This window comes from Paenibacillus koleovorans NBRC 103111 (assembly GCF_004000845.1).
Classification (GTDB): domain Bacteria; phylum Bacillota; class Bacilli; order Paenibacillales; family NBRC-103111; genus Paenibacillus_AA; species Paenibacillus_AA koleovorans.
This window is the reverse complement of the sequence record NZ_BIMA01000021.1, coordinates 47,306-62,315: the sequence shown is the minus strand read 5'-3', so window position 1 is coordinate 62,315 and position 15,010 is coordinate 47,306. Positions and strand designations below refer to the sequence as shown.

The window sequence follows — 15,010 nt, the reverse complement described above, 5'->3', positions numbered from 1 at the left end:
AGTAAATTCCTTCCCTGGGACCTGTAACGGACTTATTCACAGGACGCGCCAAACGCCAGAGAGAGGCCGTTTTGCGCAGATGAGGCGACGATCGTTTCGATCAGCTTGACGGCGTTTTTGCCATCCTCTCCGGTGACGAGCGGATTCCGAGTTTCCTCGACAGCCCGGATCGTGTCGAGCAGCTGCAGCCGGTGGTATTCGCTTGCCACGTTTTTCGGATCGGAAGCTCCGCTGCCGACCCTGCGGTCTTCGGCGATTTGCGGCATCTCCACACCCGGCACGGACCAGTGCGTGATTCTGGATCCTTCGATCTTGATCGCACCGAGCTCGCCATATAGGTTGAGCGTGGGAATAAAACCCGGACTCGTGCTGGTGGAGCACAGGATAGTGGCGAACGCTCCGCTCTCCATCGTGAGCAGGGCTAGCGCCATATCCTCGGCTTCCATACGATGCGTCATCGTGGACGTGCGCCCGATGACCGCTTTCGGCTTGCCGGCCAACCACAGCAGCAAATCGATCGAATGGATGCCCTGGTTCATCATCGCCCCGCCGTCCTCGGCGATCGTGCCGCGCCAATCGGCCGAATCGTAATAGTCCTGCGTGCGGAAAAACGGACGGGACACCTCGGCCAGCAGCAGCTTGCCGAGCCTACCCTGCTTCAGCAGGTCGTAAACGACCCGGTGCAGCGGGATGAAGCGGTTCTGCGAAACGACCGTCAGCGTCAACCCTTTGTGCTCGGCCAGCGCGATCATGTCATCCGCTTGGCGGGACGTCATAGCGATCGGCTTCTCGACGACGACGTGTTTGCCCGCGTGGAGCGCGTTCATCCCGATAGCGTAATGACTGCCGCTCCCGGTCGTCACGCACACGAAATCGAGATCGGGCCGCGCGAGCAGCTCCCGGTAATCCGTATACCACGCGCAGCCGTTGCTATCGCCCGCCGCCTTCGCCCGCTCCTCGGAGCGGCTGGCGACGCCGACAAGGGCGGCCTGTTCGATTTGACGGATCGCGTCCATATGAATGGTCGCAATAAAGCCGCAGCCGATAATGCCGAATCGGCGAATGTCCATACGTTCCTGCCTCCTTCTCCTTGCCGTCTTATTCCCCGCGCACGAGGCTGACCGCCGCTTCGCGGATCAACGCTTCGATCGCTCCGCTGAACGGGGCGGGCAGACCGAACAACCGAATCGATTCGCGCGGCTCGTAGCCGCCTTCGATCAGTTGGGCGGCCGTCGGGATATAGGCGATCACGCCGTTCGTGTAAGCGAGCGGCAGCACCGCGTCCGGGAACTGTGCCTTCAGATGAAGCCCGTATTCGACGACGACCTCCCCTTCGAAGCCGACCAGCTCCAATCCTTCCGCGAGCTTCATGTAGGACACCCGCATCGGCTTGTACAACCGGTTGTCCGGCGACAGCTCCAGCCATTCTCGCCTCAGCTTCGCATAACGCTCCGGCAGCGATTCCTCCGGTTCGGCCAACGCGTCGTCGAAGGGCAGCCGGACCATCGTGTCCCGCACCTCGAGCGCGCACGGCTCCAAAGTCCGGGCCTCCTTGCTCCAGATGGCGGCCACCTCGTCGCCGAGCATCGTGCCGAGCCGTCGCACATCCCTATCGTCGCCTCGGTAAAAGCCGCCGGATTCGTTCGTCACATTCGGACGGATGTCCCCGCAGCAGCCCTGCAAAAACGTGGCGACTACACCGCCGCCGACCGCCTCTTCGATACTTTCCATCGCCACACCGGGAAAATCCGAATTGATCAGGTTGTCTCCTGTCGTCGTTGGGTGGCACGTAAAATGAACGAACATGCCTTTCGGGGTGCCGTCGCTCGTGCGGCTGAAGGTGACAACCGTCACCTCCCGGTCGATCGGCCCTTCCCGATTGGGCGCCATCGTCATTTTGCCGTTTACGACTTTGCGCCGGTGAATGCCGATGCCGGAGGCACCGAGCGCCTTGGCGGCGCCAACCGGCTCCGCGTTGGCGAACGCCTCCTCGGTCGCCTGCAGCAGACGGGCTTCGAGCAGCCGCGTGTAGCCCGTATCGATCGGCCCCGCCGCGATGCCTCCGCGCATAAACGGACCGCCGTGCGTATGCGAGGCGTTGTACAGCACGGAAGTCCCCGCCAGCCCGTACCGCTCCGCGATCGCGGAAGCGAAGCCCGGCACGACGTCGGGCGACAGCGCGATCAGATCCGCCTGCACGACAAGCAGTTGGACCGGAGCGCCGCCCGCTGCGGCCGGCTGCCGGAACAACGAAACTTTGGCGTAAAGCGGTCTGGTGACTCCTTCATAAGGGCCGCTTCGAAAGCCGAAGCCGGCCAGCGGAATCGGCGTCTCCGGCGTAATGTCCACTTTCGCGACACCCATCTCCAACACATAATTCATCGTCATTCGCTCCTAACTCTGAAATAACCGGTCCGTGTCCGCCGCAGCGCCATGCCAGGGTCAGCCGGTCGTCAACCCGACGTGAAGTGGACCCGGCAGCGCATAAGCCTCGGAGCGGACGGAATGGTTTTCGGTAATTTTCACAAGCGCCGGCTTGCCGATCGCGATCGTGGCATGCCAGACGTCCACGAGCAGGCACACCGGCTGATCGAGCACGAACGCTTCGAGTCGGTCCGGTTCGTCAAGTCCGGCGACGACAAGGACGACCGTACCGGACAACGGCTCGAACGATTCGCGCGTATTCGGATGGCGGCCGAGGGAGACGATCGGCGCAGCCGTCACCCGATTGACGGCGATTCGCCAGCCTGGCGCGTCCGGTTCGTCGACGATCACTTGAAAATCCGCCTCAAGCTCGCCGTCATGCGCAATGAGATCGCCGTACGGAGCGAAGGCGGCGGCGGTCAATACCTTTAACGAAATAGGCATTAGCTCCTCCTTCTTCTCATTCGAAGCCCGCCGCTTCCGGCGGCTCGCTCTGATAGACGCTAGCTCCCGCTTTATACGTGTTCAAGAGCTGAATGCGGTCGCCCTTCGTTCGATAAGCGACCAGGTCGGCCGGCGCGCCGACGGCGATGCCTTGTCCCGCAGGCAAGCCGATCAGCCTCGCGGGACGGGTCGAAGCCATGTCCCATGCATCGGCCAGCTCGCACAGCCCGCTGCGCACGAGATGCTCCATACCCCACAGCAGCATTTGCGCCGAGCCGGCCAGCAGCTTCGGGTTGGAGCCGAGCACCAGCTTGCCTTCCGGCGTCTTGAACACCGAGCGCCCGCTCTGGTGCTTGTATTCCCCGGCCGGCAAGCCGGCAAGCGCGACGGCGTCGCTCACGAGCACGGCTTTGTCGCCTTTGACCCGCATCGCCACCTTCAGAAACGTTTCCGGCAAGTGGAAGCCGTCGGGGATAAGCGACGCGTACAGCCGGTCATCCGCCAATTGGTCCCAAATATAGTTCGGATGACGGGGCAGCTCGGGATGGGCGGCGTTGCCGAGATGGGTGGACATGACCGCTCCGGCGTCGACCGCCCGGCGAATTTGCTCAGACGTCGCTTTCGTATGGCCGATCGAGGCGATCACGCCGCTCCTCGAGCAGTTGGCGATAAACGATTCGGCGGAATCCCATTCGGGAGATAACGTGATGATTTTAATCCGGCCGCCGGCCGCCTCCTGCCACCGTTGGAACAGCTCCCAGTCGGGCGCCCGTACGTATTCCAGACCGTGCGCGCCGCGCGCCCCATCCTCGGGCGAGATGAACGGTCCTTCCACATGGATGCCGGCCACTCCCCGCCCCGCGTCGGCATCCCGTTCGCACGCCGAGGCGATCGACGCCAGCGCCTGCTCGATCCGTTCCGCCGTATTCGTCGTAACCGTGGGCAAATACGAGGTGACGCCTTCCTTCCACATGCTTCTAGTCGCCTCCCCGACGAGATCGTCGGCGATGGGCTGCCTGTTGAAGTCCATGCCCAAGTAGCCGTTGATTTGCAGATCGACGAACCCCGGAGCGATCCAAGGCAGCTCCTTCTCCGTCCTCTCCGGAACGCCGACTTCCACGATGACGCCGTTATCGAGCTTGAGCGAAACCGGCTCGCCGCTGCGGTAGTGCAAGCCTTCGATCCAATAAGGTTGACTCATCCTGAATGTTGCCCCTCTCCACAAGCGATCTGGTTTAATCCAGCGGAACGAGCTTCAACGCGTTTTTGTAGTAAATTTTGTCGAGCACGTCCTCCGGCAAGTCCAGCTTGCTCAGCATGTCCTGATGCTGGTTGTTGAAATTGTCCCGTCCGTACAGGATACGGTCCTGAAACTCCAGTATAAACGGCTTGGCGAACTCCGGGTCGCGCTCGAACGCGTTGCAGCCCGAGCCTGCGGAAATGTCGCAGTACAAATTCGGATATTGGCGCAGCATGCGAACTACATCGCCGCCCGGCTCCACCTTTCCTTTCGGGTACGGCACCTTATCGAATTGGTCGTCGCCCGAAATATGGGCCCAGAATCCAGGCGCATGACCGATGAAATACGTGTCGGGACATTTTTTGACCGCCCGTTCGAAGGCGTCGATGCCGCCGCCGTACCACCAGTTCGGACGCGGGTATTTGCTGCCCGTATCGAACTCGTAATCGATATGCACCGTGACGGGAAGCCCTTTTTCCCCGCAAAACCGGTACATCCGAATCGCGTCGGGATTGTCGTACATCATCCGCAGCTTGATTTCGCCGCAGATGCGGACGCCGTACAAATTGATCGCCGAATGGAGACGATCAATCGCATCCGGACGGCGCGGGTCAGGCGCGTAGCCGAGCACGAACCGGTCCGGGCGGCGTTCGTAGAAGGACAGGCAGTTTCGGAAGGAAAGCGGGCCGTCCTCGCCGAAATCCGGGTAGACGTACAGGCTACGCGGATCGGACTCGTCGGACGGGGTTTCCCGGCTCAATAGCCACGTTTTGTCGATGTTGAATTTGTCCATGTTCTCGATAAAGCGTTCCAAGTTATGGCCTTTCCAGTTCGGATGATTATGCGCGTCGATGATCAATTCGTCCATCTCCAATCACCAGGATTTATTCGATATCGTGAAAAGCTTTGTACCACTTCGTCGCTTCGCGAATAGCGGCCTCGCCGCCGCGGCTGTTCCAATCCTTGACGAATTGCTCGAAGCATTCGTCCAGATCGGCACGGCCGGTAACGATCTTGGCGAACATGTCGAGGAACAGCGTACCCGCACCGCTGCCCAATTCCGGGTGCGTCTTCAGCGCCTGCAAATTCGGCTTGTACAACCCGTCCGTTTGAAAAATTGAGTTTTGCGCTGCCTGCAGCCCTTTTTTGAGCAGCTCCGCGTTCGGATCGATCGCCAGCACGAGCGGAGTCAGCCTGCCTTCCTCGCGCGGATTGATCGACAGTCGCACGTGGCCGATTTCCGCATTCGCCGGATTGCTGGCGTCGAAGCGGACCTTGCCGTCGTTGTCGACCGTATAGTTCCGGCCATTCACGCCGTACGCGAAAAACTTTTCGGCTTCCGGGCTCGACCACGCCCAGTTCAAATATTGGATCACCTTCTCGGGATGCTGGTTCAAGGTCGGGATGACCCACACGTCCTTGATCCGGTCGTCCTCTGCCTTCAGTCCTTTGCCCTTCGGGCCTTGCGGGCCTTCGAGCATTGAAATTTTGACGTTTTTCTCGTTCGTGAACAGCTCCGGCGCCCAATCCTGCTGGTAATTCGGCACGTCGTGCAGCCACATTCCAGCTTTTCCCTGCTTGATGCCCTTCCGCCAGTCGGACGATTTGGTCGTGAACAGGTTCGGGTTGACATACCCTTTGTCGTACAGCATTTTCCAGAATCTTAACGAATCCTTCATCTCCGGCTGGATCAAACCCGGCTGCAGCTTGCCGTTGCGATACATCCATTCCGTTGGATGGGCGCCGAATTCCTTGAAAAACAGGTCGCTGTATTCCAGATTTTCCCTCACGTAGAAGCCGTATTCGTCGTTCGGGTCACCGTCCCCGTTCATGTCGCGCTCTTTGACCGCCTCGAAGAACGCCAAATAGTCGTCCACTGTTTTCGGTTGAGGCATACCCAGCTTATCCAGCCAGTCTTGACGGATATAGACGACGCGGATCGACGGGGCACCGGTCAAGGCGGGAATGCCGTAAATGTTCCCGTCTCTGCTGATGCGCGGGCTGTCCCATACCGCTTGCGGAATGTGCGATTTGATTTCCGGGCCATATTGGTCCAGCAAATCGTTAAGCCGGTACAGCAAGCCCTGCTCGACCGCTCCGGGATGCATGCTCGAATTGAGCGCGTCGTCCGTTTCAACCAGGTCGGCCAAGTCCTTGGTGGCGAATCGGACGGTCAGCTGCTGGATGAAATCCGTCGAATGGCCAAGGAAGTCGAAGTGCAGATTGAAGCCCGACAGCCGGGATAGCTCCCGAGTGTAGACGTCGTCATCCCCTTTGTACTTCATGGCGTAAGGGCCGTTGTTATGCGACAACAAGATGCTGATCTCGTTCGATTCGGCAGAAGGGGATTGAAACGGAGCGATGCTTGTACGGCCGCAAGCCGGCAACAGACTTGCCGATAACAGCAGCATAATGGCCAGCGCGACGCGATGTTTGGCTTTCCCTTTCATGATCCTTCTCCCCTCGTCCTATTGCCGCGTTGTCGTGTTATCGCTTACAAGGCTGATCCTACTGTAAGCGGCGGCGGCGGTTGTACGCAATTATCAGTTGTTGCGATTCGGCACGCATGTAATGATAAGTGAAAAGAGCGGGAATGATTAACGCTACATTTCGGACATCGAGCCCAACCGGAATTGCCCGGGTGGCGTTCCATAAAAGTGCTTGAACGCTCGCGTAAAATTGGTGACGTTCGTGTAGCGCAGCTGATCGGCGATTTCCTTGATCGGCATGTCGGTATGCTCCAGCCATTCCTTAGCCTTGTTCATCCGGTATTCCAGTATATAATCGCTGAACGTTCGGTTCGTCTCCTCCTTGAACATGCGGCTTAAGTGGGAAGGTGAAATGTTGAATTCGTCAGCCAAGCTTTGCAGCGACAAATCGCTTTTGTAATGCTCGTTGACATATTGCAGCACCTGCTGGATAATTTTCGTTTTTTTCGAGACCGTCATCTTTTCCAGCTGCTCCTTGACGCCCGGGAACACTTGACGCGACAGCCATTCCTCGACCTCCCCGATCGTCTTCATCCGGTAAAGCTGCTTGTAGACGTCAACGTTCAGCGTCTCGTTCAGGCGGCAGCCCATCTGATGCAGCATATATTCCAGCTCTCCGAGCAAATAGGTGAGCGACGCCAGCACCGCTTCCGTGCTCTCCACGCTGTCCGGCAAATCGACGATCATGTCGGCCAATTGCAAGTTCGCCTCGTCGATGTTGCCGTGAATGACGCTGAACACGATATGCTTCTGCTTCTCCATAATAGACTGGTTGAGCTGTTTGACCGACGGCTCTACGTTGTCGTTCGAGATCGTCACGTTATGACCCATCGTGAGCCGGTACCGCAAGAATTTCAATGCCTGCTCGTAGCTTTGGTTGATCCCCGAATAGCCGAACTGAGCGGGACCGACCGCCACGCTCGCCGTCAAGTGAACGTGCTCCTCCAAATAATGCCGGAACAAATCCATCCGGCCCTGCACCCACTTGTCCGTCTCCCAGTTCGCCGCATCCATGCTTATGATGATGATCACCTGTCCCATATGAGGGACGAACGTCAGGCACTGCCGCTCCTCGCCGACGATCTCTTCGATCATTTTGCGTATGACGTTATGGATAAGCGTGCGGTCCCCTTTGTTGTATTTGCGGGCGAACTCGGCATGTTGGTCCACGTCGGCAATACAGACGTAAAACCAGTCGCCCTTCAACGGGAGGTTGTACCGTTCCGTTTTCGATTGCATTTCCCGGTCGGACATTTCGCCGAGCAACAGCTGCTGAAAAATGCTTTGCCGCAAATAGGGCGACTGCTCCTTGATTTCCTGTTCCAGGCCGTGCTTGGAGGCGACCATCCGGTCGATGTACACTCCCAGCGCCTTCAGGTCGTTCCACGGCTCGCTATGCCGCTCCTGCTCGGGTACGATTTTTTTGAGCAGCACGGCGATCGGGAAATAAAGCCGGTTCGAGCCGACGAAGGCGAGCAGCACCCAGAGCAGCACAATCACCGCGACCATGATGACGGTCATCTTCTTAATGTAATCGGCCCGGTGCATCAGCTCCATCGTAGGCGTCATGACGATATACGTCCAATTGTTGAACGACGAGTTTTGGAACGATACCTGGTAATCCTTACCATCCAGCATATAGTTGTCGGGCAGCTGCAGCTGCGTATCTTTCGTTTTGTCCAGCGTCGAGACGTTTTGCAGCTGCGTCCCGATATCTTTTTTGTCTTTGCTGAAAATAACGCTGCCTGTCCGGTCGACGATCAAAATTTTGCTGCCGACACCGGCGTTCAGTGTATCGAGAAACTTGACGAGTTCATCAACGTTCACATGCAGCACCAAGATGCCGTCGGTATAATGCGTGTACATCGGAACCGGCCGGAACAGCAGCAGATCGGGCTGCTTGTCGGCGGGATCGGGCAGTACCATGAACGAAGCGTTTTCGATCGGCTTGTTGTCGCGCACCATGTCCATCGCTTGGCTTTCCGTCAAGCTGCTCGCCATGTTCGAGCTGTAATAGACATATTTTTGCGCCGTGTAGACGAGAGACACGTTGAATTTGATCGTCGAGTAGCTATATTCCCTTTTGATCGATTCGATCATATCGAATGTCTGGCTTAGATTGTCCACGAAATAGCCGGCCTGCACCGACCGTTCCAGCGCCGGGTTCGATGCCAGCCGGATGGAGATGATTTGCAGGTTTTTCAGCAAATTGTTGATCTGAAAATGAATTTGCTTGAGGGTGCTGGAGTGGTTGAGGTTGACTTCCTCTTGGATATTCTGGGTGGCGATGAACGCGGAGAAAAAACCGACGATCAGCACCGGAATGATACTAATCAGCAGCGAAAACACCATCAATTTTCGTTTGAAGGTAATGTTTTTGAAGGACAGCTTTTTGAAGGACCAGTTTTTGAAGGAGAATGGATGATTACGGTTGGGCATGTAAATCCTCCTTGCCGGAACAATTTATAGTTTCTACCCACAGCAAAGAAATCCCTACTCTCACCTCGAAGCCCCCCCTTGGGCTTTCGCTCGAAACGGCCCAACAACAACGAAGCGCCCTTACGCGCCGGGCCGGACGCGCAAGGACTTATTGGAAGCGTATACATGAATGGATGGACGGTTCTGTCGCCTTACTGTTGATGATAGTCATTCCCCCTGGAACCGTCAATGTCCGAAAAAAGGCAACTGCCCGCCGCGCTTGCCGGCGCTCCCGGAAGCGGACTTCCGAGAGTGGCGAGCGGATGACCCCCCATCCGCTCGTTTCCACGCCGAACTGCTAGAGTGAAGCCCCGTAGGCAGCCCGATCGACGAGCAGCATGCTGTCGGAGCGGCCGCGCAGGACGGCGAACGGATCGGCGGCCGAGCCGTCTCCCCGCAGCGCCGCTTCCACCGCCTGCCGCTTGACCGCTCCCGATGCCGTACAGATCAAGTGCGAGCCGGCAGCGATTGTCGAAACGATCCGCCCGCCCGTCCAAATGTCCACGCAGGCGATATCGATCTGCGCTTCTGCCAAGGCGATCCGGCTACCCTGCTCTTCCGTCGCTCCCGTCCCGTCGATCAAATACCGTTCGCCGGGGTGAACGAGCTCCAGCAGACGTTCGCTCAACCGGTCACCTAACCGGTCCGGTGCGTCGCCGGGCAGCCCGGTGTATTCGTTCAACTGGATGACGGCGATCCGCGACCATTCGATGCCGCGCTGCTCTGCCAGTTGCGTCCAAAACCCGCTCTGAGAGGGGGAGGCGTCCAGCAGCAGCCGTACTTGCGCCTGCCGCGACAGCAGCTCCTTAAGCTTCGCCGCAACTTCGATCGCCGCCGCCGCGTCTACCGACCGATCGGTGTCGTATACGTTCATAAGCAGCCGGTCGACTCGCTCGCTGGCGATGAAGGGATGGCCGAGCAGCCGGCGCAGCCCTTCGAGCGACTGCTTCGTCCCTTCCATCTTCGTGCCGCCGCTCGGTGTATAATGCGTCTCGATCACGTACAGGCCTTTGTAGCCGTCCTGTTCCAGATCTCGGATTTGCTTCAGGTAAGGCACCCGGCCGGAATCGAGCGGCACGCAGCGGGATTTGCCGTCGCTGAGCGCGACAGTGTCTTTCAGGTGGACGTGTTCCAGCAACTCCTTCACTTCGCGGTACACATCGGGATAACTCCAATATTCCCCTGCCGACTCGTTCCCGGGGTCCCACAGAGCACGCAGCGCCGGCGATCCGACTTGCCGGACGAACGAAGCGACCTCGAAGGCATATCCGCCGTTGCACGTTCTTTCGTTTTCGAGCAGCAGCACGACGTCGGCCCGTTCCGCCACGGCGGCGGCCCGTTTCAGGTGCGCGACGATTTCGTCTGTGTGCTGCGTCGGGGCGGCTTCCCGCCAGAACGAAAAAATCCGTATGCAGCGCGTACCGAGCCGACCGGCGATTAGAATCGTCCGGTCCAGCTTGTCGAAATGCGCCTCGATGCTTTCCTCGGCCTGGCCGAACATGTCTCCCGTCGCGACCTCGCGCGTCGGATCGAGCGCGCACTTGAACAGCGGAGACGCAATAGCAGAGACACGCAGGCCGCGCCGGGCGATTTCGCCGGACACGCGGGCCACGTCGTCGTCGCTCAGGTTGGACACGTTGACGCCGTCGACCATACGGATTTCCACATGCCGCAGTCCCTCGGCGACCATCCAATCCAATGCTTCGTTCAGATCAGCGCTCACTTCGTCGCTAATTACGCCGAGCCGGTCCCAAATCATGAAAGCTTCACTCCTTCGGATTGTTGCCGAGCCGCACCGATTGGCCGAATCCTACAGCCGAACGGTTGCGCCGGTAGCCCGGCTCTCGTTGGCCGCTTCGAGAAAACGAATTATTTCGATCGTTTCCTGCGGATCGATAGGCGGCTGCCCGGTTTGAAACATCGACATGACCGCCTCCAGCAGGCTGGCATATTTCGGCTTCGGATGTTTGCTCGTATTGACGAATACCGATTCCTTGATACCGTGAATGAGCCCGCCGAATGTTTTATTGCCGCGACGGTTGCCGCGAATCGTGCCGACCCGGCCATCCTTCCAAACGCCGACGACCAGCTCGTATTGGTCGTTCGTCACGGCCGTCACCTGCACGCAGCCTCTTCCCAGGATGCGGTACAGCATTTCCGCCGAATGGATGCCGTACCAATACAGCCCCGGCTGCGTCGGCTTCAGCTCCATCGGTCCGTAACAGTCGGCGCCGATAATGTCGTCCTTCGCTTCCGCCTCCAGCACATCCAGCAGCTCCTGGCCGAACCGCGCCGAGGACGCGCTCATGATCGGGACGCCATGCTCTTGAGCCGATTGTACCATAGCCGAAGCTTCCGCTGTCGTTAACGCAAACGGCTTGTCGATGAATATCGGCTTGCCGTAACCTACGATTTTGCGAAACTGTTCGAGGTGAACGCGCCCGTCCACCGAAGTCAGCAATATCGCATCCGACCGTTCGGCCACTTCTTCGGGCGAACCGAGCATCGCAATGCCGTATTCGTCGCGCAGGGTAGCGGTAAAGCCCTCCACGCGCGTATGGCTCATATCGAAATCGGGCGAACCTCCCGGGTAGCCGTACATAACGGTGCCCCCGGGCACGTGGTACTCGTTGGCCGAGTCGTTCAGCAGCTTGGCGAACGCGGTGCAGTGCGAGGTGTCGAGGCCGATCATGCCGAGCTTCAGCTTTTTCGTTGTCATGGCGAGACGTCTCCTTATGATTAATGGCGAAAAAAATCCATTATTTATGAATAAACGTGCTCCAACCGCCGAACACGGCGGGGTTGCCCGGATCGCCCGGCAGCAGCTCGAGGTAATTCTCAGCAGTCTTCCGGAAGGCGTTCGCGTATTCCTCGATGACGTCCGGACGGTAATGCTTGAACCAAGGAACGGTAAACACGCGGGTGGCGATCCCCTCGCTCACCGGCAGATCGTCGTCGAGCGCTCTCACGTCGCGCCCCGCTTCGGCAATCCGCGTCGGCTTGCCCTGGGCATACACGTCGGCATCCTTGAACAGCGGATGCTGGTGCAACGGACGGTTGACCCCCGGGCTGGCCGCGAACCCTTCGGCCCGGACCGCTTCACAGAAACGCGTGACGGATAATCCGCCGAGCTCTTCCGGCGAATATAGACCGCGAGCGCTGTACCAGCCGCCATTGAAGCTGCCGGTTTTCGGATCGGTCCGGTGGCCGCGCAACCCAGGCACGCTTTCGAGTAAATCCCAGAAGTAGTTCATCGCGCGGGCGATCTCCGCGTTCCGCTCCTCGTAATGACGCAGCTGCACGCGTCCGACCGCTGCGCTCACCTGGTGCATCCGGTATTTGTAGCCCCCCAGCGGCAGACCGGCGTATGGCTTCAGCTTATCGCTATGGATGCTGGCCTTGAACCGCTCGTAATGGCCAAGCGTCAGCGCCCGCTCGTAAATGTCAAGGTCGTTCGTAACCAGCATGCCGCCTTCGCCGATTGCCAGCGCCTTGCCGCTCATCATCGACATAGCGCCGACGTCGCCGATCGTGCCGAGCTTGCGTCCCTTGTAGATGCCGCCCTGAGCGTGGGAAACGTCCTCGATCACCTTCAGGTTGTGTTTGCGGGCAATTTCCATAATCGGGTCCATGTCGGCCGGATAGCCGTAATAATGCACGACTACGATCGCTTTCGTGTTCGGGCCGATCCGGTGCTCGATATCGTTCGGATTGATGCACAGCGTCTCCGGGTCGATATCGGCAAACACCACGGTGGCGCCGAGCGAGAACGAAGGCAAGCCCGAAGCCCAATAGGTGATGCTCGGGCAAATGATTTCGTCGCCCGAGCCGACGCCGCAGCCGAACATGGCCGCCTGCAGCGCCGACGTTCCGTTGTTGAAGCCAAGCGCGTGTTTGACGCCGAGCCAAGCCCGGAAGTCGTCCTCGAACTTCATCGTCACGTCGCTGTCGGACATGGCGCCTCGGCGCAGCACGTCCAGCGCGGCTGCCTCGTCTTCCTCGGTAATAATCGGCCATGTAAACAAGTCGCCCGGATCGAGCGTAATGGCTTTCGGTCCCCCGAACAAGGCTAGTTTATTCGTAGTAGTAGCAGTCAACTTGAACACCTTCCTTATTTTAGTATGAGACTATTCCTTCAGCGAGCCGAGCATCGCGCCTTTGACGAAAAACTTCTGCAAAAACGGATACACGATCAGGATCGGCAGCGTGCCGAACAGGATGATGCCGGCCTTGAGCATTTCCGGCGTCGATGGGACGGCCAGATCGACCCCGGTCGGCGACATCGAGATCAGGTTGTCCTCGATAACCAGGCTGCGCAGCAGCACCTGGATCGGCATTAGCGAGCGTTCGTGAATGTAGATCAACGCGCTGAAGTACGAATTCCACTGACCGACCGCGTGGAATAAGGCAATCGTCGCAATAACCGGGGTGGACAGCGGAATGACGATCCGCCCGTAAATGCGCAGCTCTCCGCATCCGTCTATTTTGGCCGCGTCGAAAATCTCGCTGGAGATGCCCTGAAAAAAGGTTTTCATAATAATGACATTAAATGCCGACAGCGCCCCTGGCATCATAAGCGCCCATAACGTGTTGTCCATGCTGAGCGCCCGTACGACAAGGTAGCTCGGAATAAGCGGCAGCGAAAATACAAGCGTGACGATTATACCTTTCAAAATCAGCTTTTTGTATGGCATATTGGGCCTGGATAAAGCAAAAGCGATGGAAGAAACGAACACAAGTGCAATGAGCGTACCGAACACCGTAATATAAACGCTGACGCCCAGCGATTTCCAGATGGAATGGGTCGACACAATCGTTTTGTACACCTCGATGTTGAAGCCCTTCGGCCAAAAGTATACCTGCTTCGCGCCTACGAATTTGGGAGAACTGAACGAAACGGCGGTCAAGTGAATGAGCGGTGACAGCATGGACAAGCTGAGAATGATCATCAGCGCATTGTTGAAAAACTGAAACGTTCGTCCGGATCTATAATTTTGCAGACGAATCACCTCCTGTCCTAATAGATGCTTTCCCCGGTCGTTTTTTTACTGAGGTAGTTCAGCCCCATGATCAAGCCCAGACCGACAATTGATTTGAAAATGCCGATCGCCGTCGTATAGCTGTATTTCGCCCCCAGCAGGCCGACGCGGAAAACGTACGTATCGATGACTTCCCCGACATCGCGGACGAGCGGGTTGATGAAGATGAGCACCTGCTCTACGTTGGCGTCCAGCACGTTGCCGATGCGCAGCAAGAACAGTACGACAATGGCGGGCATAAGCGATGGCAGCGTAATGTACCACATTTGCCGCCAGCGGCCGGCCCCGTCGACCATCGCCGCCTCGTACAGGTTCGGATTGATCCCGGCCAGGGCCGCGAGGTAAATGATCATGCCCCAGCCGACTTCCTTCCAAACTCCGATCAGCACTAGAATGAACCGGAACGATTCGGGCTGCGTAATGAAATCGATAGGCCGATCCCGGCCGAATTGCTTTAAAATCGTGTTTAAAAATCCGTCCATCGCCAGCAGGTTGATAAAAATGCCGCCGACGATCACCCAGGATAGAAAATGCGGCAAATAGAGCAGCGTCTGCACCGACCGCTTCAGCCACATTCGCCGCATTTCATTCAGCAGCAGCGCCAGCGCCAGCGGAGCGGGGAACCCGATCAGAATCGAATACAGGCTTAGCAAAATCGTGTTGCGTAAAATTCGGTAAAACTCAGCATACGTAAACATGTCCGTGAAATTGCGGAACCCCACCCAGGGGCTCCGCGTAATGCCTTGAAAAATGTTGTAATCTTGAAAAGCGATGACGTTGCCGAGAATCGGAATATATTTGAAGATCAAAAAGTGCATAATGCCGGGTAAGGCGATCAGCATCAGGACGACCGCGTCTTTCTGCTTCAATGCTCGGGTCATGGTCACCACTCCTTA

Annotated in this window: 12 protein-coding genes; all 12 read right to left on the bottom strand. The window is 58.0% G+C overall.

The features are described 5' to 3' along the window. Positions 1-32: 32 nt before the first annotated feature. Positions 33-1,070: a Gfo/Idh/MocA family protein gene (locus PKO02S_RS09710; protein ID WP_127581791.1), complete on the bottom strand. Its 1,038-nt coding sequence runs from the start codon at positions 1,068-1,070 to the stop codon at positions 33-35. A gap of 28 nt (positions 1,071-1,098) precedes the next feature. Continuing rightward, positions 1,099-2,382 carry a hypothetical protein gene (locus PKO02S_RS09705; protein ID WP_127581788.1) on the bottom strand — a complete coding sequence of 428 codons (1,284 nt, stop codon included), beginning with the start codon at positions 2,380-2,382 and terminating at the stop codon, positions 1,099-1,101. A gap of 60 nt (positions 2,383-2,442) precedes the next feature. After that, complete coding sequence (locus tag PKO02S_RS09700) at positions 2,443-2,868, bottom strand: ureidoglycolate lyase (RefSeq protein WP_127581785.1); 426 nt, start codon at positions 2,866-2,868, stop codon at positions 2,443-2,445. A 16-nt stretch (positions 2,869-2,884) separates the two neighbouring features. Then, positions 2,885-4,069, bottom strand: a complete 1,185-nt coding sequence (locus tag PKO02S_RS09695) for an N-acetylglucosamine-6-phosphate deacetylase (RefSeq protein WP_127581782.1) — start codon at positions 4,067-4,069, stop codon at positions 2,885-2,887. A gap of 34 nt (positions 4,070-4,103) precedes the next feature. Beyond that, on the bottom strand, positions 4,104-4,976 hold the full coding sequence (locus tag PKO02S_RS09690; protein ID WP_127581779.1) for an amidohydrolase family protein: 873 nt from the start codon (positions 4,974-4,976) through the stop codon (positions 4,104-4,106). 16 nt (positions 4,977-4,992) lie between these two features. Further along, the gene (locus PKO02S_RS09685; RefSeq protein WP_127581776.1) at positions 4,993-6,558 is read right to left on the bottom strand and encodes an extracellular solute-binding protein; all 1,566 of its coding nucleotides are present in this window, start codon (positions 6,556-6,558) and stop codon (positions 4,993-4,995) included. Positions 6,559-6,711: 153 nt separating this feature from the next. Then, positions 6,712-9,036, bottom strand: coding sequence for a helix-turn-helix domain-containing protein (locus PKO02S_RS09680; RefSeq protein ID WP_127581773.1), 2,325 nt, complete (start codon positions 9,034-9,036; stop codon positions 6,712-6,714). Between the two features lie 337 nt (positions 9,037-9,373). Next, the gene (locus PKO02S_RS09675; RefSeq protein WP_127581769.1) at positions 9,374-10,834 is read right to left on the bottom strand and encodes a TIM barrel protein; all 1,461 of its coding nucleotides are present in this window, start codon (positions 10,832-10,834) and stop codon (positions 9,374-9,376) included. 51 nt (positions 10,835-10,885) lie between these two features. Continuing rightward, positions 10,886-11,794: a Gfo/Idh/MocA family protein gene (locus PKO02S_RS09670; protein ID WP_127581766.1), complete on the bottom strand. Its 909-nt coding sequence runs from the start codon at positions 11,792-11,794 to the stop codon at positions 10,886-10,888. Between the two features lie 40 nt (positions 11,795-11,834). Next, a complete protein-coding gene (locus PKO02S_RS09665) occupies positions 11,835-13,172 on the bottom strand; it encodes a DegT/DnrJ/EryC1/StrS family aminotransferase (protein ID WP_164821371.1) in 1,338 nt (445 codons plus the stop codon). 30 nt (positions 13,173-13,202) lie between these two features. Continuing rightward, a complete protein-coding gene (locus PKO02S_RS09660; protein ID WP_246066904.1) occupies positions 13,203-14,084 on the bottom strand; it encodes a carbohydrate ABC transporter permease in 882 nt (293 codons plus the stop codon). Between the two features lie 8 nt (positions 14,085-14,092). Then, the gene (locus tag PKO02S_RS09655; RefSeq protein WP_127581760.1) at positions 14,093-14,995 is read right to left on the bottom strand and encodes an ABC transporter permease; all 903 of its coding nucleotides are present in this window, start codon (positions 14,993-14,995) and stop codon (positions 14,093-14,095) included. Positions 14,996-15,010 lie beyond the last annotated feature (15 nt).

Coding starts and splice junctions, on each gene's coding strand:
- PKO02S_RS09710 (WP_127581791.1), bottom strand. CDS start 1,070: ATGGACATTCGCCGATTCGGCATTATCGGCTGCGGCTTTATTGCGACC.
- PKO02S_RS09705 (WP_127581788.1), bottom strand. CDS start 2,382: ATGAATTATGTGTTGGAGATGGGTGTCGCGAAAGTGGACATTACGCCG.
- PKO02S_RS09700 (WP_127581785.1), bottom strand. CDS start 2,868: ATGCCTATTTCGTTAAAGGTATTGACCGCCGCCGCCTTCGCTCCGTAC.
- PKO02S_RS09695 (WP_127581782.1), bottom strand. CDS start 4,069: ATGAGTCAACCTTATTGGATCGAAGGCTTGCACTACCGCAGCGGCGAG.
- PKO02S_RS09690 (WP_127581779.1), bottom strand. CDS start 4,976: ATGGACGAATTGATCATCGACGCGCATAATCATCCGAACTGGAAAGGC.
- PKO02S_RS09685 (WP_127581776.1), bottom strand. CDS start 6,558: ATGAAAGGGAAAGCCAAACATCGCGTCGCGCTGGCCATTATGCTGCTG.
- PKO02S_RS09680 (WP_127581773.1), bottom strand. CDS start 9,036: ATGCCCAACCGTAATCATCCATTCTCCTTCAAAAACTGGTCCTTCAAA.
- PKO02S_RS09675 (WP_127581769.1), bottom strand. CDS start 10,834: ATGATTTGGGACCGGCTCGGCGTAATTAGCGACGAAGTGAGCGCTGAT.
- PKO02S_RS09670 (WP_127581766.1), bottom strand. CDS start 11,794: ATGACAACGAAAAAGCTGAAGCTCGGCATGATCGGCCTCGACACCTCG.
- PKO02S_RS09655 (WP_127581760.1), bottom strand. CDS start 14,995: ATGACCCGAGCATTGAAGCAGAAAGACGCGGTCGTCCTGATGCTGATC.